The sequence below is a fragment of the Enterovibrio litoreus genome (assembly GCF_045679545.1).
Classification (GTDB): Bacteria; Pseudomonadota; Gammaproteobacteria; order Enterobacterales; family Vibrionaceae; genus Enterovibrio.
Map to the genome: position 1 here is coordinate 692882 of NZ_CP166195.1, position 24717 is coordinate 717598.

The 24717-nt window shown below is 46.8% G+C and carries 17 protein-coding genes; 11 read left to right on the top strand and 6 right to left on the bottom strand.

What is annotated here, in order from left to right:
* Window positions 1–101: 101 nt before the first annotated feature.
* The 8 genes from AB8599_RS18540 (at window position 102) to AB8599_RS18575 (ending at window position 11500) form a co-directional block, all read left to right on the top strand.
* Window positions 102–1910 carry an ATP-binding protein gene (locus AB8599_RS18540; RefSeq protein ID WP_407334376.1) on the top strand — a complete coding sequence of 603 codons (1809 nt, stop codon included), beginning with the start codon at window positions 102–104 and terminating at the stop codon, window positions 1908–1910.
* Entirely contained in the window at window positions 1907–3214 is a 1308-nt protein-coding gene (locus AB8599_RS18545) for a sigma-54-dependent transcriptional regulator (protein ID WP_407334377.1), read from the top strand. Before AB8599_RS18540 ends, AB8599_RS18545 begins: the two co-directional genes overlap by 4 nt.
* 181 nt (window positions 3215–3395) lie before the next feature.
* Complete coding sequence (locus tag AB8599_RS18550; protein WP_407334378.1) at window positions 3396–4796, top strand: HlyD family type I secretion periplasmic adaptor subunit; 1401 nt, start codon at window positions 3396–3398, stop codon at window positions 4794–4796.
* A gap of 54 nt (window positions 4797–4850) precedes the next feature.
* Window positions 4851–6170 carry a TolC family outer membrane protein gene (locus AB8599_RS18555; RefSeq protein ID WP_407334379.1) on the top strand — a complete coding sequence of 440 codons (1320 nt, stop codon included), beginning with the start codon at window positions 4851–4853 and terminating at the stop codon, window positions 6168–6170.
* Window positions 6171–6173: 3 nt separating this feature from the next.
* Entirely contained in the window at window positions 6174–6767 is a 594-nt protein-coding gene (locus tag AB8599_RS18560) for an OmpA family protein (protein WP_407334380.1), read from the top strand.
* 16 nt (window positions 6768–6783) lie between these two features.
* Complete coding sequence (locus tag AB8599_RS18565; protein WP_407334381.1) at window positions 6784–7452, top strand: transglutaminase-like cysteine peptidase; 669 nt, start codon at window positions 6784–6786, stop codon at window positions 7450–7452.
* A 6-nt stretch (window positions 7453–7458) separates the two neighbouring features.
* Complete coding sequence (locus tag AB8599_RS18570; protein ID WP_407334382.1) at window positions 7459–9390, top strand: EAL domain-containing protein; 1932 nt, start codon at window positions 7459–7461, stop codon at window positions 9388–9390.
* Window positions 9383–11500 (top strand): type I secretion system permease/ATPase, encoded by a 2118-nt coding sequence (locus AB8599_RS18575; RefSeq protein WP_407334383.1) that lies wholly within the window; start codon window positions 9383–9385, stop codon window positions 11498–11500. Before AB8599_RS18570 ends, AB8599_RS18575 begins: the two co-directional genes overlap by 8 nt.
* A gap of 149 nt (window positions 11501–11649) precedes the next feature.
* On the opposite strand, the gene AB8599_RS18580 is transcribed toward AB8599_RS18575, so the two are convergent.
* From AB8599_RS18580 to AB8599_RS18605, 6 genes are all read right to left on the bottom strand, one after another.
* Window positions 11650–13260: a DUF342 domain-containing protein gene (locus tag AB8599_RS18580; RefSeq protein WP_407334384.1), complete on the bottom strand. Its 1611-nt coding sequence runs from the start codon at window positions 13258–13260 to the stop codon at window positions 11650–11652.
* A 347-nt stretch (window positions 13261–13607) separates the two neighbouring features.
* Window positions 13608–13997 (bottom strand): PilZ domain-containing protein, encoded by a 390-nt coding sequence (locus tag AB8599_RS18585; protein WP_407334385.1) that lies wholly within the window; start codon window positions 13995–13997, stop codon window positions 13608–13610.
* Window positions 13998–14140: 143 nt separating this feature from the next.
* A complete protein-coding gene (locus AB8599_RS18590) occupies window positions 14141–14890 on the bottom strand; it encodes a phosphatase (protein WP_407334386.1) in 750 nt (249 codons plus the stop codon).
* Window positions 14887–16968, bottom strand: coding sequence for a GNAT family N-acetyltransferase (locus AB8599_RS18595; protein ID WP_407334387.1), 2082 nt, complete (start codon window positions 16966–16968; stop codon window positions 14887–14889). Before AB8599_RS18595 ends, AB8599_RS18590 begins: the two co-directional genes overlap by 4 nt.
* Window positions 16969–17056: 88 nt before the next feature.
* The gene (locus AB8599_RS18600) at window positions 17057–18025 is read right to left on the bottom strand and encodes a ParB/RepB/Spo0J family partition protein (RefSeq protein ID WP_407334388.1); all 969 of its coding nucleotides are present in this window, start codon (window positions 18023–18025) and stop codon (window positions 17057–17059) included.
* A gap of 4 nt (window positions 18026–18029) precedes the next feature.
* Window positions 18030–19238, bottom strand: a complete 1209-nt coding sequence (locus AB8599_RS18605; protein ID WP_407334389.1) for an AAA family ATPase — start codon at window positions 19236–19238, stop codon at window positions 18030–18032.
* A 1386-nt stretch (window positions 19239–20624) separates the two neighbouring features.
* Between AB8599_RS18605 and AB8599_RS18610 the strand changes: the two genes are divergently transcribed.
* From AB8599_RS18610 to AB8599_RS18620, 3 genes are all read left to right on the top strand, one after another.
* A complete protein-coding gene (locus AB8599_RS18610) occupies window positions 20625–22607 on the top strand; it encodes a replication initiator protein RctB domain-containing protein (RefSeq protein ID WP_407334390.1) in 1983 nt (660 codons plus the stop codon).
* A gap of 412 nt (window positions 22608–23019) precedes the next feature.
* On the top strand, window positions 23020–23388 hold the full coding sequence (locus AB8599_RS18615) for a hypothetical protein (RefSeq protein WP_407334391.1): 369 nt from the start codon (window positions 23020–23022) through the stop codon (window positions 23386–23388).
* Window positions 23389–23417: 29 nt separating this feature from the next.
* Entirely contained in the window at window positions 23418–24680 is a 1263-nt protein-coding gene (locus AB8599_RS18620; protein WP_407334392.1) for an ABC transporter substrate-binding protein, read from the top strand.
* Window positions 24681–24717 lie beyond the last annotated feature (37 nt).

Genomic DNA, 24717 nt, shown 5'->3' on the forward strand with positions numbered 1-24717 from the left:
CTTTTCTCAAGAGAATTTCTAGCATAGGGACATGTTCAGGTATCTCTCCCTAAACAAGCTGAGTCACTCAACCCATTATCACTTCTTTGAGCAGGGATGCTATGCGCCGACGTGTCTTTATAACCCTAGTTACTATTATTGGCGTGCTTTTGACCACTTTGGTTGCGGTGTTCACTTACAACGCTATCGAAAAACGTTTTGACACGGACATCAAAAGAGATGTCTACCAACTGCAGGAGAAACTTGCGGCTGAGTTAGCACGATACAGCGAGATCCCCGTCGTTCTCTCTGCCGACCCACGTCTAAAACGGCTATTGCGCGTACCCAAAAGCACGCGTCTTCTGACTGACACCAACCAACTGCTGGCGGATTGGAATGCACGTTTAAACAGCGATGTCATTTACGTGATGGATCGCAACGGGTTAACCATCGCTTCAAGCAATCATCAGCAAGAAAGTAGCTTTGTCGGCTACAACTATAATTATCGTCCTTACTACCAGCAAGCCATGGAAGGGAACAAAGGACGATACTACGCATTGGGCGTAGTGTCAGATAAGCGCGGCTATTATTTTTCGTACCCAATCTGGGATGGAGAGACCATCACAGGCGTTCTGACACTCAAAGTCGACCTCTCAATCATTGACCGTATTTGGGACCAGCAGGCGTTTGACTACCTTATCGCCGATCCCCTTGGCGTCGTGTTTTATAGCTCCCGTGATGAATGGCTCTACCAATCTCTGTCGATACTTACCGAGAATCAAAAAAGTGCGATTCGCGCGTCACGTCGTTATGGTGATTCGTCGCTTAGCAGCCTCACTGACTACCAAGATTTAGACGCGATAAAACCGCTGTCGGCACTGTCACTGGGTATTAAGGAGAAGGACAGAGAAAGTGTTCTACTTTCAAGCACTTCTTTGGGGAGCGCAGGGTGGCGGATCTACGGGTTCATTCCTACCAGCAATATTTGGCCCGTGGTGCTTCAGGCAACGTTACTGTTTGCTACGTTCTACGGACTGCTCATTTTGGTGATCACCGCTTGGCTGCAAACCGTTAAAACCCAGAGAAAGCTCGCCCTCCTTAATGATGAATTGGAACAGAAGGTGGCCTCTCGGACAGCGAGTCTAGAAGAAACGAACTCAGCGCTTCGACAGAGTATTCAACAATACGAAGAAGCCCAACACGCTTTGCGTCAAACGGAATCTGAGCTTATCCAAGCGGCGAAACTTGCCATGCTAGGTGAAATGTCGGCCAGCATTAATCATGAAATCAATCAGCCGCTAGCGGCCATGCGCACTTACACAGAAAACAGCATCAAATTAATGCAAAAAGAACGCTATGATGCTGTCAGCACTAATCTAAACACGTTAAATGAGCTAATTGGTCTCGTGGCAGATATTGTGGCGCGCTTTAAGATCTTTGCGCGCAAACAGAACCAGAGCAGCAAATCTCGTGCATCGATTGATGATGTGGTCACGGCATCCATCAAGCTGTCTGAAGCCAGCTTCAATAAGAAGGGCATTCATATTGACTGTCAGGTACCCGAACAAGGGCTTCAGGTTAATGCAGATACCGTTCAACTCGAACAGGTGGTACTTAACCTTTTAAGCAATGCCTCTCAATCGGTTGCCAATACGCCTGCGGCGCAAATCGGCATCACCATCCACACTCATCTCGATCGCGTGTCACTTTGCGTGTGGGATAACGGCCCAGGTATGGATAACAACACCAAGAAACAGATTTTTGCGCCTTTTTACACCACGAAGAAAGAAGGACTTGGCCTAGGTCTCACCATTTGCCGTCGAATTGTCGAAGGATTTGGCGGCAGCTTGCAGGTACGAGACCATGCTTCAGGTGGTGCAGAGTTTATTGTCAATCTACAACGGCTTTACGACGGAGACACACGGACATGACACCCGAAATATGGATTATCGATGACGAACGATCAATCCGAGATGCATTAAGTCAGACATTGGACATTGAAGGGTTTCAATCCCGCGCCTTTGCTTCTGCGACAGAAGCATTAACCCTACTTACGAGCACTTTCGAAGGCGTTATTGTTTCAGACATCAACATGCCAATCATGGACGGCATGACATTTCTAACCAAGGCACAAGCGATCGACCCTGAGCTATCCGTTGTCATGTTAACGGGCCATGGCGATATCTCTACCGCCGTTTCTGCAATGCGAAAAGGTGCGTACGACTTCCTTGAAAAGCCTTTTTCAACGGATCACTTATTAGATGTGCTTCGTCGTGGCATTGAAAAGCGTCGTCTAGTGATCGAAAACCGCGAATTGAAGCGAGAGCTCGAAACACAAAGCGCGCCCGGCCCACGGATTCTTGGCAACAATGAATTAATCAAACAGTTGAGGCGTTCAATTTTCCATTTAAAAGATCAATCCAACGATCTCTTGTTGCAAGGAGAACGAGGCACTGGCAAAGAGCTTTCGGCGCGCTTCATTCACGACCATGGAAATCGACAGGATGAACCGTTTATTTCATTTAAATGCCGGCAGATCCCCGAAACCTTAATGGACATCGAATTATTCGGCACTGAGCAAAGCCCATTTTCCACATTACCTACTTACAAAAACAGCAAAATTGCGGCAGCAGGGAAAGGAACGCTGTTTCTCGATGGTATTGAGGCACTCCCTCCCAGTGTGCAGGACAAAGTTGCCATTTTACTGTCTGCGCCAGATCGACCGCGAATTATTGCCTCAACCCGGGTTGATCTGCATAACAGCGTTAAACAAAATATGTTTTCTCAGTCTTTGTTTAACACATTATCTAAGACAACCCTCGATTTCCCGCCACTAAGGCAGCGAGGCGACGACATCATTAGCCTTTGCCAAAACTTTTTTCGCACTACAGCGTCACGTTTTGGTATTGCTCCGCCGAATTTGGATGCCGAACACAAAACCATGCTCATGAACCACCCATGGCATGGCAATGTTCGCGAACTCAGAACCTTTGCTGAACGTTGGGTATTGATGGGTGAGCAATCGTTGGATCAAGATAGTCGAAGCGCTCACGAAAAAGAGCATGATTCATTAGGTGAGCGGATGCAAAAGGTTGAACGCGCGATACTTTTTGATGCGCTCAATCGACACAATGGCATGCTCAAAGAAGTGCAAACTGAGCTAGGACTAGCACGAAAAACCCTTTACGAGAAACTCAAAAAATACGATTTAGATAAAGAAAACTTCAAGGGCTGATTCCAGCCCTGTTTTTCCCTGCACCCCGCATCATTCCTGACATTCACATTAATCTCAACATTCTCATCGATAAGAGCATTGAGAAAGGTCTCTATCTGTAGACTGATTCAAATTCGTGAGAATCCAATAGTTAAACTACTCTTAATTAGTAAGTTTCAGTCATTTTACCAATGGGAAAACAATGAAAAAACGCGATAAATCTGGGTCCACACTGCCAGCCAGCGAACACCTCGATTACATAGATGACAAAACCGCTGCACTTTTGCTCTCTACGCCTAAAAGCGCAAGGGTATTATTGTGGGTGATCGCGCTATTTCTCTCCATTAGTGTCGTTTGGGCATCATTTGCAGAACTCGATAAGGTTACCGTCGGTCAAGGCAAGGTTATCCCTTCGTCTCAGTTGCAAGTTGTACAAAACCTTGAAGGCGGTTTAGTCAAAGAACTGCTGATACGTGAAGGCGATGTGGTCACCAAAGGGCAACAACTACTGTTAATTGATGACACCATGTTCCGATCTGATTTCCGTGAGCGTGTCCAAGAGCTCACCAGCTTGCAGGGCGATTCGATTACGCTTCGTTCTTTGGTTGATTCGGTCGTCGTTAACCCCAACACCGATATTGACAGCTGGCAACAGGCTGTCACGCTTCCTCGTACACCGCTGGTGTTTGACCCTTTGTTCGAAGAAGAGCACCCCTCTGTAGTTTCTCGTCAGCGTGCTGAATACAGAGAAAAGCTCAATAATCTTCAAAACCAGTTATCAGTGACCTCTCAACAAATACGTCAAAAAGAACAAGAACTGATTGAAGTAAAATCACGGGTTCAAAACCTCAAGCAAAGCTATAGCTACGCCCGAGAGGAATACAACATCACGAAACCGCTCGCCGATGAAGGCGTGGTCCCTCAGATTGACTTATTGAAACTTCAGCGCCAAGTGAATGACACAAAAAGAGAGCTTTCTTCTGCTGAGCTTTCTGTGCCCTCACTGTCTTCTTCACTTCAGGAAATGGTGTTCAAACACATTGATGTCGCACTCCAGTTTCGTGGCGAACAACAAGAGCGTTTAAATGATGTAGAAGACAAACTACTCGCAATGACAGAAACCCGCGTCACGCTGGCCGACCGAGTCGAACGTACCGTGGTGCTGAGCCCTGTGGATGGCACGATTAAAAAACTCCACGTCAATACGGTTGGCGGTGTTATCCAACCCGGCATGGATTTGGTGGAAATCGTTCCCAGTGAAGACAATTTATTGATTGAGGCCAAAATCGCCCCACAAGACATCGCATTTCTCCGTCCGGGCTTAGAGGCAATCGTAAAATTCAGTGCTTATGATTTCACTGTTTATGGTGGCCTAACGGGAGTGCTAGAAACCATCAGTGCCGATACCATTCAAGACGAAGAAGGCAACAGCTTTTATCTCGTCAAAATCCGCACCGAATCGAACAATATCGGTGAAGGAGAGGAGCTACCGATCATTCCTGGAATGACGGCATCAACAGACATCATTACAGGAAAGCGCAGCGTTCTTGATTACTTACTAAAACCAATATTACAAGCTCAGAAATCAGCACTTCGAGAATAAGCTGATCACAAAACTGTTGGACTGAGTGTTCAGTCATTTATAGGGGAATGTGTTTTGAATTGGAAAAAGTTACTTATTGCTTCAGCCGTGAGTGCATTGTGCACACCTGCTTGGTCAATGTCTGTCGAGGAAGCCGTTGCCACGACGATTGCAACCGATCCCGAATTGAAAAGTGCTTTTAATGATTTTATGAGCAACCGCGAAAGCATTGACTCTGCGCAAGGAGAATACTTGCCGGACATCAACGTCAATGCGGGCTATGGTTTCGAGCACATCGACAACAGTTCAACCCAAGCCAGCGGCGAAAAAGATTTCAATCGTAAAGATGCAAACATCAGCCTTACGCAGCTAATTTGGGATGGGAAAACGCTCAACAACATCGAGCGCACTGAATTCGAAGCAGAAGCTCAACGCTATCAGCTACTTTCTGATGCCCAAGACAAGTCATTGAGAGTGACTGAAGCCTATGTCGCGGTATTACTCGCCAAGCAGCTATTGTCGCTGTCTGAGGCCAACGTTAAAGTGCATGAGAAAATGCTATCCGATATTGAACGTCGAGCAGAGTCCGGAATTGGTTCCACCGCTGACTTGTCTCAAGTGCAAGCCCGTGTTGCCCGCTCAATCACCAATATGCTGGCAGCCAGAAGTAATCTTGATGACGCTCACACCACGTTTTTCCGTCTGGTTGGCGTAAACTTAGAAGCACCTGTCGATCCTGAAGTCGATGCCCTGTTCATGCCTCAGAACCAAGCAGAAGCGCTAGAGGTTGCTTACGCCAGCAATCCTGTGATCAGGCTAGCAACCTACGATATTGATGCCGCAAGAGCACAATACAGACAAAACAAAGGCAACCTTTCCCCTACACTTTCCATTGAGGCGAGTCAAAATTGGAGTAATGATGCCAACGGTGTTGAAGAGGATGTCAACGAATTCAGTGCCATGTTGCGTTTGCGTTTTAACATTTACAACGGCGGCAGCGACATGGCCGACGTACGTCGCAGCGCTTATCAGCTCAATAAATCCAAAGACGTGTTCGACAACGCATCACGTCTCTTAGGTGAAAGTACCCGTCTCGCGTGGAGCGCGTATCAGTTGACGGAACAACAGAAGAATTATCTCGCACAACATGTTGATGCGGCGTCCGAAACCGTGATCGCTTACGAGAAGCAGTTTCGAATTGGCCGAAGAACATTGCTTGATCTGTTGAATACCGAGAACGAATTGTTCGAGGCTCGTCGCTCATACCTAGACGCTCACTATGCGCATATCACCGCCAAGTACCGCGTACTCAATAGCATGGGGAGTTTACTCGACGCCCTTCGCGTTGATGTTCCGGAAGAGTGGCTTGAACCTGTCATAGATAAAGAAGGTTGATTCATGAAACACGTTTTGCTTTTCAGCAGCATTCTATTGGCCCTCAGCGGTTGCTCTATTTCCGCAGACGCGCCTCCCCTCGCTGAGCAACGTTCAGATTTACTCGATGCCGACAATGATGGCGTTATCAACGCTCGCGATTACTGTGATGACACACCGCGTGTTGCTGTCATCGATAATGATGGCTGCCCAACATACCTTTTGAATGAAAGTGACAATTCACTAAGAATTCAGTTTGCTAACGACGCTGCAATTGTCGAACCTGCTTACCTAGAAGCGCTGGACAAAATGACGGAATTCCTTAAGCTCTACCCTGAAACCTCTCTTGAACTTCAAGGACATACAAGCTCAATTGGGTCTGATGACTACAATTCAGCGTTATCTGTCCGACGTGCACAAGCTGTACAAGCACAACTTATTGAAAGAGGCGTAGACGCCAAACGCATCACTATCCTTGGTTTAGGTGAAGGCGATTTAATGCTGCCTGATAGCACGGAAACAACGCAACTCGTTAATCGCCGTGTCGTTGGAAGGGTTAAAGGATTGAAAGGAGATATTAAAGAAGCATGGACTATCTTTACCCGTCGGGAACAATAGCTTTTGAGATTGTCTGATGCATAAGCGGGCATCGCTGTTTTTATTGTTCCTTCTGCCGTCGATCATGACATTTGCGCTGAGCGACTCAGATACTCAATGGGTTGATAAAGTGGCAAGTTTTTATGGCGATAGAGCTGGTAAGCGTGTAACAGCATGGCGAAACGTGGTTGCCAACTCGGCGAATCTCTCCGAGCAGGAGAAATTAGCCGCTGTGAACAATTTTTTCAACCAGCTCTATTTTGTCAACGATATCGACCTCTGGGGAAAGAAGGACTACTGGGCAACGCCACTCGAATTTTTGGGTAGCGCGGCGGGTGATTGTGAAGACTTTAGCATCGCGAAATACTTCACATTAAGAGAACTTGGGATAGACGATAAGAAATTAAGGCTTGTTTACGTAAAGGCCATAAAACTCAACCAATTTCATATGGTTGTTGCTTATTATCCCTCGGCCTCAGCAGAGCCGGTCCTGCTCGATAATATTGATCCTGAAATTAAAAAGGCGTCGAAACGACGAGATCTACTTCCTGTATACAGTTTTAACGGTAGCAGGCTGTGGCTCATGAAAGAACGCGGTAAAGGTGAGCTTGCGGGTAAATCTTCGCGCTTGGGATTGTGGAACGATCTCAGAGCGCGTATGGGAACTGTCAAGCTAAACAGACCGATCAAAAACTATGATGGATAAACGTCTATGACTTTATACCGGCAATTGTTTACATGGATGTTGGCAATATTCTTCCTGCTAATTCTAGCGGTGACGGGCATTGAATTAAACACCACACGTAACTTCCTGCTGACTCAGCAATCCGCTGAGGTAAACAACACAATCAACTCGATGGGGCTGGCGCTTGCACCGTATTTAGAAGACGATGACAAAGTTGCCACCGAATCTGTTATCAATGCCCTCTTTGATGGTGGTTTCTATCAAGAGGTTCGCCTCAAAATGCTCTCTGACGGTAGCGAAATTATTCGCGAATATCCCGTGACAGTAGAAGGCGTTCCAAATTGGTATATTGCGCTCGATCTTTTCCCTGTCATCACGGAAGAACGCACCTTTACTAGCGGTTGGCTTCAGCTCGCCGAGGTCAGAGTCGTATCTCACCCTGGCTATGCTTACCGAGAAATGTGGCACTCAACCATCCAGCTTGGAGTCTGGATTGGCGCGCTATTTGTCGTCGCCATGTTGATCATTGCCATTCAGCTTAGTCGTTCATTACGCCCGCTTGCGACGATCACAAGCCGCGCGAAAGAAATCGCACGCAACAAGTTTGGCGAACCGATTCCACTGCCGCCAACAACAGAACTTAGAACCGTTGTGAAAGCGATCAACCAGATGAGCAGCCAGTTAGAAGCCTATTTTGAGCAACAAGCAAAAGAGGCAGACAGACTGAGAGAGCACGCGTACCGAGACACAGTGTCTGGTCTAGGTAATCGCAGCTTCTTTGTAGGGCAGCTGAAATCTTGGCTAGCCGAATCTGCAGTTGGTGGTTTGGTGATGGCGAAGGTGGATTTGATCACGGATACCTACCAAAACCAAGGGTTTGCGCAAGGTGATACGATCGTTACTCAGTTTGCTAAAAAACTTAACACCACCATTAACGACGCGGACTTCACGGCATCTCGCATTTCAAAAGATGAGTTTGCGATTCTGGCACCCAATTGCAGCAGTGAAGATTTGATGATGATCGGTGAAAGCCTTTTGGCCATCGTCAATGACATGCAGCATGACCCAATGGGTATTAGTCCACCGAAAGTGGCCATCGGCCTTGCGGTCAATAACTCGGTGAACCGCGACCCGAGTGTATTGCTTGCCCAAGTGGATAATGCCCTTTCTCAGGCGCGAAATTCACCCGCTCATCCCATTTCGATGATAGACCAAACTGCAAACGATTCGTCTATGGGTAAACAGCAATGGAAATCCCTTATTTTGGATGCCATCGCACACGACTGGTTTGTGTTTAAGTTGCAATCTGCATCAACTAGCGACCAGAACGTTATCCATCAGGAAGTCTTTTCCGCAATTGAAAAAGGCGAAGATTACTATGGGGCTGCACACTTCCTGGGCGCCGTGGAGCAGCTAGAGTTGGGTGAATCATTTGACCGCTATGTCGTCAATCACATGATAGAGCGCTTACTCGATGAACCAGAACTTGGCCCTATCGCTATCAACTTAACCCAAAATAGCGTCACTAACGCCTCGTTCATTCGTTGGATCAGTACGACCATGCAAAAACACCGTAATTTGGCGGGCCGTCTGTTCTTCGAAATACCAGAAAGTGTATTCGTTCGCTTCCCCGATCACGTGAGTTTATTGACGGAGCAAGCGCATCGCTTCAACTTTGGATTTGGTGTCGACAACTACGGTCGCAATTTCCAATCACTGGATTACCTCAATAAGTTCAAGCCTTCATACGTAAAAATCGACTTTGCCTACACGAGCAACCTTGACGACGAAGCGCAAAGCCATGTGCTCGCCTCAATATGCCGGACAGCGCATAACTTGAACATCACCACCATTGCAACTCGTGTGGAAACTGAAGCACAGCTAAACAAGCTCTCCGAGCTGTTTGTTAACGGTTTCCAAGGCTTCATCTTCGAGAAGAAAATAGAGAATCATGGTTAAAGACCCGCTCTTGCAATCTTTGGTATACGTCAGCCGTTATTTCGGTCAATCAAACTCGCCTGATGCACTTGTGTCAGGCTTACCGATATCTGATGGGTATTTGGCACCCTTCCTTTTTCCGCGGGCAGCAGAGCGGGCGGGAATTGATGCCAAAGAAACAAGAATGGGGCTGAATGATCTCTCATCATTGCTATGCCCGTGCATTTTGTTGCTCAAAGGCAACGAAGCCTGTGTATTGCTTGGTATTGACCAAGAGAAAGGGGAAGCAGAAATTGTTGCCCCTCATACTGAAACCACATCTAACCTCGTACAAATATCCGATCTTGAAGAAGAGTACCTTGGTCGGGTGTTTCTGCTCAAAAAGCGCTTTCGGTACGATGAGCGTTCGCCTGAAATATTAAAGGAACGCACTGGACACTGGTTTTGGAGTACGCTGTGGGAATCGAGGTCGATTTACAGAGACGTTTTGATCGCCTCGATTTTCATCAATGCCTTTGCGATTGCAACCCCCCTTTTCTCTCGCATCGTTTACGATAAAATTGTCCCTAACCTCGCCTTTGATTCTCTTTGGGTTCTCGCCAGTGGCGTGTTCGTTATCTTTATTTTCGATTTAGTGCTTAAGATGCTTCGTAGTTACTTTATCGATATTTCCGGTAAAAAATCGGACCTACTCATCTCTGCGCGTATTTTTCAAAAGGTGATGGGTATTCGCATGGAGGCACGTCCTCCGTCTGTCGGCGCATTTGCCAGACACATGCAAGAGTTCGAATCGATACGGGATTTTTTCACCTCAGCCTCCGTGTCGGCGTTGATAGACTTGCCCTTTGCGTTTTTCTTCCTGTTTATTATTTGGATAGTCGCGGGGCCACTGGTTGCAGTGCCTATTATCGCCGTGCTGGTGCTTGTGGTGCATGCCATGATCATTCAAAAGCCACTTCGTCACACCATTGAGGAAGGTTCTCGTCTTTCATCACAAAAAAATGCCAACTTGATTGAAAGCCTTGCTGGTCTTGAAACCATCAAATTGTTTGGAGCAGAAAGTCAGTTTCAATATCGCTGGGAAGAAGCTGTCGCTCATATGGCCAATTGGGGCATCAAAACACGCAGACTGACAGACTCGGTTCAAAATGCCGCTGGCTTTATCCAGCAGTTTGTCAGCGTCGCCATGATTGTGTTTGGTGTGTATTTGATTGCCAATGGCGATCTCACCATGGGTGGTTTGATTGCGGCTACCATGCTGAGTTCTCGCGCTGTTGGCCCCATGGTTCAGCTTTCCTTACTTTCGACCCGTTACAACCAAGCCCGATCCGCCATGGCGATCATCAATCAGTTGATGGAAATGCCCTCTGAGCAAGAAGAAGGACAGCGTTACATTCATCGCCCTATCATCCGAGGCAAAATTGAATTTGACCGTGTTAACTTCAACTACCCCAATTCAGAAGTGGCGGCTCTGCGTGATATCTCCTTGAGCATACTGCCGGGCGAGAAGATTGCGATAATCGGACGTATCGGCTCTGGTAAAACAACGCTCAGTCGCTTGCTGATGGGCCTGTATCGCCCCACAGCAGGCTCAGTGCGTATTGATGACACAGATATCACCCAAATCCATAACATCGACATACGACGCAATATAGGCTGCGTTCCACAAGATCCTGTTCTGTTCTTTGGGTCGATTAGAGACAACATTACATTAGGACGTCCACTGGCTAGTGACAGGGACATATTGGATGCAGCAAACCGAGCTGGCGTGACAACCTTTACCCAGCGAGATCCAGCCGGCTTGGAGCGTCAGGTTGGCGAAGGCGGCAATCAGTTGTCTGGCGGTCAACGTCAAGCCATCGCGTTGGCGCGTGCCATGCTAGGTCGCCCTCCTGTTCTTATGATGGATGAGCCGACCAGTGCCATGGATAATCGCTCTGAGCAGTACATCAAACAGCAACTTGGCTCTTTGCGTCGCGACGAGACTTTGATTATCAATACCCATAAAACAGGTATGCTGGATATCGTGGATCGCATTATCGTCATTGAACAAGGGAGTATCGTGGCCGACGGTTCAAAGATCGCGGTGCTTCAAGCATTGAAAGACGGAAAAATTCAGAAAACCGGTTAACGTCCATTGCAATACCACACGATCAAAAAAAGCACCAAGCGGTGCTTTTTTTCAATTTATCTGCTTTGAATCCATCTTCAGTCTATTCAACTTTCCTTCAGATTCCTTCAAAAGATATTTACAGTGTAAATGACGGTAAAGACAATCCCCTAGAGTGGCTCAATTTTGATTTCCTTACCGTTGGTGACCATTTTACATGAGCCATACTCATTAACCAGATCGATGGAGGTATCGCCAATTTGGCAATGAGCCCCAGCAAAGCTGTTCTTGAGCACTTCAATAGAATAACGGCGGTATAACGAATTGAGCTCTGACGCACTGCTGTCCATTAAGGACTTGATTTCAGCAATACGCTCAAAGTGGTGGGTCTTAGTCCATGATAAACGTTCGATTAGCTCGTCAGGTCGCTTGTTTGCAGGTTGTTGAAGTAGCTTCATTTCCGCATCTTTCACTTTCATCAATTGCTCATGCTCATGATCGAGTTCTTTTGACAGATTTAGCGTGCCCTGCATCAACTCTGTTAGTCCCGTGAAAGCATGGATATAGGTGTGCACGCCAGATGCAGCACCTAAGGTCACCACCTGCACACCACCTGCAGCAACGTGCTTACCGCCCGTCAATGTGCCAGTACGCTTCGTCTGATCACAAATGAAGAGGCTACCATCCGTGGTCGTGATGCAATGCATCGCGTGCTGACTGATCGTGATGTCTTCCTTCGCTTCAATTCTTGCATACTGAGCAAATTTCGCGACCACTGAGCCTTTTGCTTTAATAACGGTCGTGATGTCCTTATCAGATTGAAATTGTCGACCCAAAATGCCGTTGTGAATGACAATGTCACCCCCTGCTTCCAGTATCCCAGATTCCACAACGCCACCCACAGTAATAGAGCCTGTGGCTTGAACTTTCATGCCCGAGTTCACATCGCCATTAATAACAACGCTTCCCTCGAAATCAACGTGGCCCGTAGCAACCGTTACCGACTTCATACAGAGAGCGTTATCTACTTCCACCCCGTCTGGATGCAAAATGGGCATACCAGCGACATCTGAAACGATAACATTCTCGTCATTGGGGCTGTATTTACTTCCAGGATAAAGTTTGAGTGGAATTTCTTTACCCGGTGTTGTCGGCAGTATTTCCCCAGTCACACGAAAGCCCTCAATACCTTTTGTTGAGGGAATACGTTTTGCTAGCGGCTGGCCTTCTTGAACCGTAATCATCTTACCAAGATCACGCATATCAACCGTGCCATCATCTCGCTGCTGCGGCCTTAGAACTCTCGCTTTGCTGTCTTGAACAAGGTAAGCGAGCTTTGAATCATCCCCAGGGGTAGGCCACTTACCTGCGGCAATGGGTACTTCCAAGTACTCACCAGGTTTGAGGCGGGATGACGCCGTGAGTAGCTTTTGTAAGGTTTGTTTTTTAACGCCACGCACTATCTGCTCCTTCTTCAACGAAGAAAGCAGATCATTACCCTTGATTGGATTACCACCGCAGGCGCCATTAACACGCAAAAAGGCTGTCATTTTTTGATCGTCAAAGCGTGCGCTCACTGTCGCATCACGACGTTCAGCAACGACGACATCATCAGGCTCCCCTTTCCATTCATCACTCGATGTATTCATCTTGGCAAGAATGGAATCTATTGTTTCGTCGAAACGAAAAAAGCTGGCTACATTATTCTCTTTGAGCCAGTCAACAATATGTTTTTTCTCAATACGGGGCGCATCTTCTTCTGCCTTTGGTACTACGGTCATGTAAACCCTACGACCATCATTTGAGAGCCGCAAAAGCTGCTGCAGCATGTAATCCCCTAAACTAGAACATTAAAAACGCGAACTCACATCACATTACTATTGTACCAAGATGAAACACTCAGAAAGAATCACCTCTACAGCCAAGTTAGAATCAGATCGCATTAAAAAAATAACAAACGACTCAATTAGGATACGCATGTCATATAAATGAATTATAGAGAGTTTTAGTCATTCTGCTGCAACAGAACACGGATTAATCAACGGAATTCAAACATAAAAAAAGCACACTGTGTAAGTGTGCTTTTTAAATCAGTAAGTTACTTATTAATAACAACTTCGTTTTATTGCTACGGTGACAACGTATGGTGTGTTTCATCCGATAGCCATTCGTCTAAACTAAAGCCATAGCGAAACTTGCCTTGTTCATCACTATTGCGATAAACAAGGCTGCCTTTCAATTGCGGCACATCTGCTACGTTGAGAAAACAAGCAGCATCGAGATCGATATCTTCATCTGCCACTAAGCCCAAACCACTTCGGCTGACGTCGCGGATAATCACACGATATCCAAATTCACTTTCTTCATGTTCAATATCAGTATGATGTGGCGCGAGATGCAACCGCGCGTGAATACCGCCATTTCCCAATTCAACGCGTTCTTGAAATCGCTTGCACTCACTTTCACCGCCAGATTTTTCAATTAGCACATTGCACAGTTTTTCATATTCTTTTGTCATACTGGCCTCTACCCACCACCCAACAAGTTGTCTAGCAGCAAACTTTGATTATATTAGCGTTTCATTACACTGTTCGTATTGAAAGTTAGACACGCAAATTATTATTTTCTTATCATCGGCGTCAGTTTTACAGTGTAAATTGGTTAACGTTTGATACTTTGCGAGACGCATTTTCTTCTGATTGACTGACGCTTGGAAATATACTCCTCAAACAGAGTGACGTCGCTGCTAATGATCTGGTCTTTCGACAACCCTACTGTTTTTATCAAGTCCGCAACGCTGGCTAGGTCGCCAACATTATTTGCAAAATGAGCGTCAGAACCCGTGGTAATCCATGCACCATATTCTTTCGCCATTGCAGCAATCGTTAAACAATTCGGTTCACTGCCCTTTCTCGACCCATTTAACGACGAGTTGTTCAGTTCAATCGCCACACCACAATTTGCAGCTTCGCGCACCACAGCTTCAGCATCAATCGGGTAAGACGGATTCCCGGAATGTGCGATTGCATCGACTCGCTCTGATTTCATCGCATTGATAATCGCTTGAGTGTGAGATTTCAAATCTGTGGCAGGAAACACAGCTTCATGCAGACTCGCATTCACCCATTCCAAATCGCCGTAAACATAGATTGGCATATCCAGTTCACCATCAGCATTGAGAATATTGGCTTCGACACCGCGTAACAGTCTTACGCCGCTCAGATGGTCAGGTAACACACGTTGATTGACGAAGTGCCAATGGTGCGGTGCGCCTGGCATTTTACTCGCGTGATCGGTGACGCACATATACAGCAGCCCAGCTTTGGCTGCAGCCTGCGCATTTTCTATCACCGTGCTATAGGCATGACCACTTGCCAGTGTATGGGTGTGGGTATCGGCGATAAATTTCATTCAATCTCCTTTTTCTTGTCGAGTTGCACTGCTATCCATTTACGAATTGCCATTTCTGTCTCTTTTCGCCCTTGGTAGCCGAAAGCGGTTGCGACTTCATGCCAAGAACGCCGTTGAAGAACACGAGCAATCAGAGCATTGCATGCTTCCAGTTCCCTATCATGAGGCTCTCTCGTTGCAAGCCAATGAACAGACCACACCCAAAGGCTTCCAGCCACCAGATCATAACCTAGTGCACCACTGGCAAAAAGGGCAACTTGCTTCAGTGCTCTAGGGTCAGGAGACTGAACATTTGTTAATGAAACCAGAAGCCGCGATACGAGAGTAGGGTCCATATCTGAAAACTGTTCGTTTAGTTGATACGGGAAATTGATACTGAAAAGGGCGTCAACATCACGCAGCCACATGGGTGCTTGACCGAGCGGTTTGATCAATTGCAGAGAGTAGGTACCACTGGCCGCATCACGCTGCACACCCAAACGGGCGGGGAGATACGCCATTGAGGACCAAAACTGCCAGAGCTCGCTGTTCACCCCAAAGCTGGTTCCAACAATGGAGATATCTTTTTCAGTGGCTACGCGCTCGGTCGCGGCGACAAGTGCGTGTCCGATCCCTTGCTGCCGGCAAGAGGGAAGAACCGCGACACGCGTAATACGAAACAGATCATTGGTGAGAACTTCGAGCGTTCCCGTGTGTGTTGCTAAACTTTGAGCCAATAGATGACCACGAATACGACGCTGACCGTCAACCACAGCTTGGGCCAGAGTCTGCTCAAAACCACCTTCCCTTTGCGCGACGATAACCCCGACGGCTGTATCATCTAAAAAGGCAACCAGCACTGTTTGATTTTCGCCATCAAGCAATTGCACCAAATCATTCGGTGAGGTTTGATAATGCGCACTCACCAGCAACGCAAACACTTGCCGCAGTAGTTTTTCATCGCTGGAAAGCTCTCGTTGAGAAATCTCTCGGATTACTAACTCGCAGTTATCTTTTGGCAAAATGGGCTCTGCATCAAACAAGAACGTCGCAAATAGCCATGCTTCAAGTAAATCACCCGCCGCCCAACGCACTGGTGTTTCCAAGCGAACTTCTTTCCATCCTTTCGCTTTCGCATTCAGCAGGGTTCGAAAACGCGTGCTGAAGCCTCGCCCCGTTCCTTCATAGCCATGTTCCGTTGATGAAAAGACAATACGGCTATAGCGTGCCAGTATTTTGTCGAGCATGGGTAGCGGAATCGCCGCCGCCTCATCAACGAGCAGTAAGTCACATTCGGGCATTTCCTGAAGCAAAGCGTCAGGTGCAATAAACAGCAGCTCACTGCCACTATCTGCTACTAGCCCATACTTTCCCTTGCGTTGTATTGACGGTGCGTTAGCGGCATGCTGAAGCAGTGTTTCGACATTTGCCACGGTTGGAGCGGTCACCAACAGACGCTTTCTTTCCTCTTGCATGACACTGGCTGCCGCGATCCCCATGGCAGATGATTTCCCTCGACCACGATCAGCCACCAACAAGGCAGGGCGTCGGCGATGCCCAGACAATACATGCTTGATGGCTTCAATTGCTTTTCCCTGCTCGTGGGTGGTTACATTGTTCGAATACACGTCTCCTTCTCGCGGATCAGAGCGTCGACATGCAGGCATCGAAATAAAACCAGATTGGCAGATCATTGCGGCGTTAGCATGTGAGGAAAAAGACAGGAAGCGATCGCGAAAACGTGAGCCGTTTATGTCCGCTTCTTGTTCTTCGCCCACAATAAAGATAAGTAACTCACCACCTTTTATACACCCACTGATGGCACAGATCTTTTCAACGTCTATCTGTTCGCGAACATCCAGCGCGAGTGTTTGAGTTTCTTGTCCTAGTAACTGCTTTGCTTGTCGCCAAAGAAAGCGAGAAGGGAAGTCCCATTCATCACTAACCAATGTGACCTTAGGAAGTACATTCATCAACGAACACACGAAATCTGTGTCGCCTCGAACAAAAATGGGGATGCGCACATAAGAGCGTTGAGCCATTGCGTGCAACGAGAGTAGGGTAGAGATAGGATCGGAAGCCACGGCGTCGCCATTCATTATCGATAACGCTTTAATGATACCGGAACGTCGCTGGATTCAAAAAAAAACGTGCCGAAAAGGCACGTTGATTAAAATAGATAGCAACTTACGCCAAGCGAGATTGGATAAACTCGAGTATCGCCGCTGCGTCTTCTTCATTCATTTTTTTCAGATTGATCGCCAGCGAATCACCTTTACGACGATAAGTTGCTCGACCTTTAACAAGCTCTGTAGAAGGCGCTTCAGGCTTAGCTGCTTTTGGTTTCAACGCGTCACACCACTGGTCTAAAATCAGCGTCACTTCGCGAGTAATACGACTCACGCCAGTAGCATCGACAGTCTGCCAAACCGGAGACTCATCGAGTTTTGCCAGAAACGCAGCTTGCTCTTCATCTGTGAGAGAGAAAAACAGACGGTGAAGTTTCACAATGGTCGGTCTGCCAAGCTCACCTACACTTGGGTAAGCTTGCAAGAGCGGCAGAGGTAATGCCGCTGCTTTAAGCGCGCCACTCACCAAGGCTTCACTGCACTGGCACACTTTTGCCAATTCCTTCTGATCAAGCACATCACCACGATCAAGCATGGTTTGCATTTCTTTACCACGTTCGAAAAGGGACAATGGTTTGTGTGCATTCGCAACATCAGACAGGAACTTCGCATGCTTGCTGTTGATGCCTTTGGCAACGTAAACCAGAAAATCTTGATTCGCTAAGATACAAGACATACGGCGGCGACTACCGTCCAGCACTTCAATCTTGTTGCCTTCAAGCCAACGACCAACAGCCGGGTATTGCTGCCCACGGTCTTTCAACGTCACCAAAATGTCCGACAGAGCGAGCTCGTTCAGGAATGACTGCTCACGGGCATTCTCGGCAAACACTGAGGTGCGTGATACGACGTCAGCCGACGCAACACGTACCAACTCAAACTCGACGGTCGCCTCACCTGCGACAGACAGTTCAATCACTGCCGCTTTTTCAGAAGCGGCTTTTTGCGCTTCTTGCGCAGTGGTTGCGCGTCGCTTGTCGGCCTTGCCAAACAAACGGGCATTTAGTTCAGAGGTTTTAATGGCCATTTAATCACTCCTGATTGCGTTGCGACCAGTGACTGTGAAGCACGCGCTCAAGCTCCAGTCCGGCACGATGAACCGCTTCTTGTGCGGTGGAAAGTGTCTTCTTGCCGCCTTCAAAGTCTTGTGACGTCAAATCAAACACAGTGCTATACGTATCTGCACACGTTTCAAAAGCTCGACTGCGCGGAATCGTTGCCATCATCACTTGATCGCCCAACAAGTAGTTCATTTCCGTCAAAACAGAAACCTGCTTCTTGTTGTCGTCTTCAAACATGGTGGGTACCAATCGAACAAATTCCAGTCCTGGCCAATCTTCAGGAAACATTTCATAAACCGTTGGCAAATGCTGGAAAAAGTTAACTGTCGATGCCCAGTCGAGGCGCTTCGCAGCACAAGGGATCAGCAATGCGTTCGACGCGTACATTGCATTCCACACCAAGGGATCAATGTGTGGACCTGTATCAACCATGATCACGTCGAATTCGTCAGCAATCTTATCAATCACTTTTTCTTGAAGAAGTCGAACAATGTCTAGCGAGCCATTGGTCGCCAAATTCTGCCAAGCTTCTGCGTTGAACATAGCATCTTCAGGGAAAGCCGCGATGGTTTTCAGGTTCGGATACTGTGTCGACAACAGCACATTCTTCATCATGAATTCTTTGTCAGCGTCTTGTGGCGTGTTCTCAAGCATCACATCGACAGCAGAATAAATCCCTTCTTGCTCTGTCACGCTGATCTGTGGGTTTAGGAAAAGACGTAATGACCCCTGTGGGTCAAGGTCAATCAAGCAAATGCGGTATCGTTTCTCAAGATTCAACGCCAAGCAAGCCGCCAAGTGCACTGCACTCATCGATTTACCCGTGCCACCTTTTTGATTCTGGATATTGATTACCCAAGGCTTATGATTGGCACCTTTTCCTTGGTGGAATGCCGGCATGTTGGCGGATTCCATGATCTGATGTGCTTCATCTAGGGTAATAGAATAATGGTTGGCGTTGTTCTTGGTGAACTGATGTCCCGCTTCTTCCATACGCGTGATCGCTTCGTCGAGCTTGCGGCGCGTCAACCCTGAGCGAGTTTCCATTAAGGCTTTTGACATAGGAGGAAACAATTGATCGTGACGTTCTTCCATCACGATTTCAATTCGGTCCGCCTGCACTTGTTTTGTTTGCTCTGCAATAGATTGCAGGTTTTCTATCGTCTTTTCCCTATTCATTTTTCTTTTCGCCATAAAAGAGAACTGAAACAAAGTGTACAGCATAATACAGCACTTACAATAAAAAGCTGAACGCGCTGCTAAATAATTAAGATCACGCTCACCTTATGACAAATCATTGAAAATCTGCGCAAAAAATTGTGGCTAGTTGACGGCTGAATATCGTCACTTTTAAAGTGTTACAGCGTCACCTTTTTACAATGTAAACCGACAATTGTTGCTTATAATCTCAGAATCTTCCGGAACGGTGAAAATGGAGCGCTAGATTACGGTCACTGCATTTTGCACTTCAGTCTGAGTATTTCTATCGTATTTCTTCCTGTAAAACACTGCCTAGCCATCCCAAAACGGGCCGTAACCCATTGTCTTGATCATCTTTTGGGAACGATGATCAAGATAGATAGCAATGCAGCTCTGTTTGGATATGAATGACATTAAGGTTCCTTGATCATTGGTCCGGATCTAAAATGACGAAAAAGGAACGATGATCAAGGCATGTTTGAGGTCAACAAAACAACAATTTGGTGAGTTGTTGGATCTTTGATTCTCGAAAAAATGATCAAGCAAGATAACGATGAAAGATCATATAAATAGCGACTCGGAACGATGACGGATGCCGTCTAAATTACGGCTCATGCCTTTTCAACACTGAATCGAACGTAGAACCCACGACTAAACGTCATGTCCATGGTCGTTTGGGCTCAGATAGCATAACTGAATTGAAATACAGCGGCTTTAGCTTGATCATTGTTACGGGCTTCGGACACATATGCCGGACTGACTAAAATACGCTTGATGCAATTTCAATTGATGTGTAAACGACAGTCAGAAGTGGAAATGTCACGGGAAGTTGCACAGCAAAGAAGAGAAATCGACCGTAAACATGAAAAAACGACTCTAAAGTACACTTTCATGATCATCTTTCCGTCGACAATTCAGACCGAAGTAATGACAAACAGTGTAAACAGATGCGATATACACATATTTGAAAAAATCATCTGTGGATAACCTGTGAGGATACCATGATCATTCTTTTGAACTTATGATGATCACGTTTTCGTTAAGTCGATGATCATCGTTTCATACAAGTAATGATCATGCTTTCAAGTGTTTAATGATCATTGTTCCGACTAAACCATGATCATCGTTACGATAGGGTCACTTTTTAAGTTATTATTTATCAGTTAGTTAGAAGCTTATCATCGCCCTGATCATAAGATCATATAATCAATAAGATCAGTTTTAATCAATAAGATCAGTTAAAAAGCATCTTCAAAAAAGATCTTTCATTCTTGAATTTTTTCTATTAATCTTTTCGGAAAGATGGCTTAATTACGGCCATATGTATTCTGATAACACTTCGGCTTAACAAGGAGCTGTGGCGAAATGGCCTCAAGTCCCACGGAAAAAATACTGATCACAGCCCCACGATCCCACAAAGATGGGCATCTTTTTCAAGTTCATGGTCAGTTGATTGATTGGTTACCTCAGTACGAACATTTTAAGGGTGTAACCAAAAGCATTCTTGAACTACTGAATTTAATTTCATTACGTGGGTTCGCATCAAAAGATGGGTACGTATCAACCACCGAATTGATCGAAGCAACCGATGGTCATCTAACCCGAGCAGCTATCCAACAGCGTTTAAGAGCAGCCGTTCAAATCGGATTATTTACCCAACAAGGCGTTCGTTTTGAAGAGGGCCTTGCTGGAAAAACCATGCTGCACCGTTTTGTGAATCCTAGCCAACTAATATCGGTACTGGGAGCATCAGGCCTTCAGTCAGAAAAGACGAAGGTAATGGAGAAACAAAAACGCTCCAAAGCCTTGGCTCAAAACCATGTGAACAAGCAGCTATTGAGCGAACATGGCCTGGGCACGCCCCCACTCATGCCCGATGAAAAAGATCAAATCTTGATATCTCCCACCAGCTGGGCAGGCATCATAGATCAGGCGTTAGCCCCACCGCGGACGAAAAAAAGCTATCAAAAATCGATGGTTGCAATCAGTGGCAGCAAAGCGATCATTGAAACACGATCCTCCAAGTCGATCATGACTGTTGACGATCTGATGACTCTTTTTGCGTTGTTTACGCTAACCGTCCAATATCATGATCATCATCTGCCAAGCTATGAGCTGCAAACACAGAAGGTTGGAAACAAAACCCCTGTGTATATCACTGATATTCTATCGCTACGTGGCAAGAAAGATAGTGGTCCAGCGCGAGATTCGATTCGTGAAAGTATTGATCGCATTGAATTTACTGACTTTCAATTGCATGAATTAACGGGCCGATGGCTCAGTGAGAACATGCCTGAGGGGTTCAAAAGTGATCGTTTTCGATTTATTGCCCGAACGATCACGGCATCTGAAGAAGCACCTCGAGAAGGGGATGATGGTGAAATCCGGATCAAACCAAACCTCTATATTCTGGTTTGGGAGCCTTCATTTTTCGAAGAGCTAATGACTCGTGACTACTTTTTCTTGTTCCCACCAGAGATCCTACGCCAACATACCTTGGTATTTCAGCTCTATAGTCTCTTCAGAAGCCGTATGTCGCGTCGATTAGAAGATTCGATGACATTGAGTGACCTCAACCAGAAAATCGCTAGAAACATCGAATGGCGGCGTTTTTCGAGTGATCTGATCCGAGAGCTTCGGAAAATGGCCAAGAAAGAGACTCAGACAGAAGATATGTTCGCGCTCAACTTATATGGCTACCATCTCACCGTGTCACGCATGGATGATGACAAGAAGCATTCGGATTTCAGGATCGACATCAAGTGTAACGTTGATGAAGTGATCCGATATTCACGCGCGAAAACCTACAACGAAGGGAAACGATCTCTGGCACCTACCATGCCAAACCCGCTGCGTAATGAAATATTGCCCAAGCAAGACCTTGATCAGCTTTCCGGGATCATCGATGGAGAGTTTGAGCCGATCCAACGTAAAGAGAAACGTGGAGGGCGCTTGGGCCGTCGTGTTAAGCAGCGTAAACACTTGGTTGAGATCAATGCTGATGAGTTGACCATTACGTTGTCGAAATACACGTCCACAGAAGCGCTACAGCGCAGTATTACTGCATTGTCAGCCATGACAGGGCATCCTGCCGCCACCATTGCGGAAGAATGTCAGGCCTTTATGGACAAGCTTGATTGGCTGCGGGTTGATGGCGATATCATGCCTTACGAAACCTTAAGTCGTACCATTGAGTTTTACAATGAGCAGCAGGACGTTAAACACCTCTCGATTGAGCGACTTATCTCGGGTCTCGCTGTTCGACGTAAAGTCTGTCGTCAGGTGTATGACGGTCATCTAGACAGCTCAGTCCTGAGTGTTTTAGATGAAGTTGCTGCAGGTGGTTAACAGAAATGACCATGTTTTGACAAAACTCTGACATTGGAACTCTTTGTGACTACTAGGATTGAAGGCGAATAGATACCTTTGTCCTATTGGCATTCGGGTTCGCCCGATGCATTGATTTGCTAACCCTTTGACGAGCCTGATGGCTCGTTTTTTTTGTCTATAATTTCGGCAAAACTCTCGAATGTGTGAGTGTGAGGGTCTGGTCACACTCGATATATTGCAAAAATGTAAACGCAATGCTAGCGTTTAGAGTGTGCCGCAGATATCGGCCCGCCGCCCACGAAGGCAAAGCAAGCGCAATATCCACCATCCAATAATTTCTAAGAATTTGGTTGTCACCCGGAAGGGATGCATGCCGTGAGTGGGCCGCTGTGCGCGTATTTTCACCGGTCAATGATCCATAGGGAACACTGTGACATCCAAGACCCTGACTGACTCAGATCTCAAAGCCTTTAAGCGGCAAGCCAAACAACAAAAGCGCCTATTGCAATGTAGTCATATGCAAGCGCTGGAACTGATTGCGCGTTTAAATGGTTTCGACAGCTGGTATCAGGTGCTAAAAGTTGCGGAGCTTTGCGCAAAAGCGCGCTCGCGAGATGAGGCATCGAACACACAACGTGTTCTTTTGGATAATGCACTCTACACCTCTGTCCCCATAGGCTGGCTGATCGGTCGAAAATCCTACCCTGATTTATCTGTGAACCACGGTGATCCCCTGTGCTCTGAATCTTCTGAGCTTGAGGTACCTTCATCATTGTGGAACACGGAAAAAAAGGGGTAAACCCGGGATGACGCGACAGGGAGTTCTTCATGAAACGTGCAATCTTCGGAGCCGTCGTTGCTTCAGCCTTACTCAGTGTTAGTGCTTATGCCGAGACCATTTCTATTTCGTGTGGTGCTGTTGGCCAAGAGCTAGAGCTCTGTCAACAAGGTGTTGCTGCATGGGAAAAAGAAACAGGTCATACCGTAAAAATCATCACTACGCCAAATTCAACCACAGAGCGTCTTGCCCTCTATCAGCAGTTATTGGCTGCGGGCGCTGACGACATTGATGTGTTTCAGATTGATGTGATCTGGCCGGGCATCCTTGGTAATCATTTTGTGGATTTGAAGCCCTATTCCAATGGCGCTGAAGAAGCCCATTTCCCCGCTATCATTTCAAACAACACAGTGAAAGATCGTTTGGTCGCCATGCCTTGGTTTACCGATGCGGGCGTGCTGTATTATCGATCGGATCTGCTCGAAAAGTATGGTGAGAAAGCACCAGAAACTTGGGAGGCGCTGACTGCGACGGCTGAAAAGATCATGAAAGCGGAGCGTGAAGCGGGCAATGACAAAATGTGGGGTTTTGTTTGGCAAGGTCGCGCTTATGAAGGTTTAACCTGTGACGCATTGGAGTGGGTGGCTTCATACAATGGCGGCACGATTGTTGACGAAAAAGGCAAAGTCACCATCAACAACGACAATGCAAAGAAAGCATTGACCACCGCAGCCGGTTGGGTGGATACCATTTCTCCTCCTGGTGTGTTGAACTACGGTGAAGAAGAAGCGCGTGGTGTTTTCCAAACGGGCAATGCCGTGTTTATGCGCAACTGGCCGTACGCTTGGTCACTTGGCAACAGCGAAGATTCTCCTGTTAAAGGCAAGATCGGCGTGGTTGCATTGCCAAAAGGCGGTGAAGACGGTCGTCATTCCGGTACGCTTGGCGGCTGGCAATTGGCGGTTTCCAAATATTCTAAAAATCCTGAGCTGGCAGCAAGCCTTGCAATGTACCTGACTTCAGTAGAAGAGCAGAAACGTCGCGCGATTGTAGGCTCTTATAACCCTACCATTGAATCCCTCTATTCCGATGAAGAAGTGCTGACGGCTGTGCCGTTCTTCGGCAGCCTTTATGACACCTTCGCCAATGGCACGCCGCGTCCGTCAACCGCGACTGGCGTGAAGTATAACCAAGTATCCAATGCGTTTTGGAATGCTACGCATAGCGTGTTATCCGGCAGTCAAAACGCCGATGCGGCGTTGGCGAAACTGCAAAAAGATCTTAACCGCATTAGCCGCGGTGGTCGTTGGTAAGGTGTCATTATTGCTGTTAGGTGCATTGAGCGGCTAA

Bases quoted from the DNA above. Each gene is read 5' to 3' on its own strand.
- AB8599_RS18600 (WP_407334388.1), bottom strand. From the start codon at position 18,025: ATGGCCATTAAAACCTCTGAACTAAATGCCCGTTTGTTTGGCAAGGCC.
- AB8599_RS18585 (WP_407334385.1), bottom strand. From the start codon at position 13,997: ATGACAAAAGAATATGAAAAACTGTGCAATGTGCTAATTGAAAAATCT.
- AB8599_RS18610 (WP_407334390.1), top strand. From the start codon at position 20,625: ATGGCCTCAAGTCCCACGGAAAAAATACTGATCACAGCCCCACGATCC.
- AB8599_RS18580 (WP_407334384.1), bottom strand. From the start codon at position 13,260: ATGACCGTAGTACCAAAGGCAGAAGAAGATGCGCCCCGTATTGAGAAA.
- AB8599_RS18550 (WP_407334378.1), top strand. From the start codon at position 3,396: ATGAAAAAACGCGATAAATCTGGGTCCACACTGCCAGCCAGCGAACAC.
- AB8599_RS18595 (WP_407334387.1), bottom strand. From the start codon at position 16,968: ATGAATGGCGACGCCGTGGCTTCCGATCCTATCTCTACCCTACTCTCG.
- AB8599_RS18570 (WP_407334382.1), top strand. From the start codon at position 7,459: ATGACTTTATACCGGCAATTGTTTACATGGATGTTGGCAATATTCTTC.
- AB8599_RS18620 (WP_407334392.1), top strand. From the start codon at position 23,418: ATGAAACGTGCAATCTTCGGAGCCGTCGTTGCTTCAGCCTTACTCAGT.
- AB8599_RS18565 (WP_407334381.1), top strand. From the start codon at position 6,784: ATGCATAAGCGGGCATCGCTGTTTTTATTGTTCCTTCTGCCGTCGATC.
- AB8599_RS18590 (WP_407334386.1), bottom strand. From the start codon at position 14,890: ATGAAATTTATCGCCGATACCCACACCCATACACTGGCAAGTGGTCAT.
- AB8599_RS18605 (WP_407334389.1), bottom strand. From the start codon at position 19,238: ATGAATAGGGAAAAGACGATAGAAAACCTGCAATCTATTGCAGAGCAA.
- AB8599_RS18545 (WP_407334377.1), top strand. From the start codon at position 1,907: ATGACACCCGAAATATGGATTATCGATGACGAACGATCAATCCGAGAT.
- AB8599_RS18540 (WP_407334376.1), top strand. From the start codon at position 102: ATGCGCCGACGTGTCTTTATAACCCTAGTTACTATTATTGGCGTGCTT.
- AB8599_RS18560 (WP_407334380.1), top strand. From the start codon at position 6,174: ATGAAACACGTTTTGCTTTTCAGCAGCATTCTATTGGCCCTCAGCGGT.
- AB8599_RS18575 (WP_407334383.1), top strand. From the start codon at position 9,383: ATGGTTAAAGACCCGCTCTTGCAATCTTTGGTATACGTCAGCCGTTAT.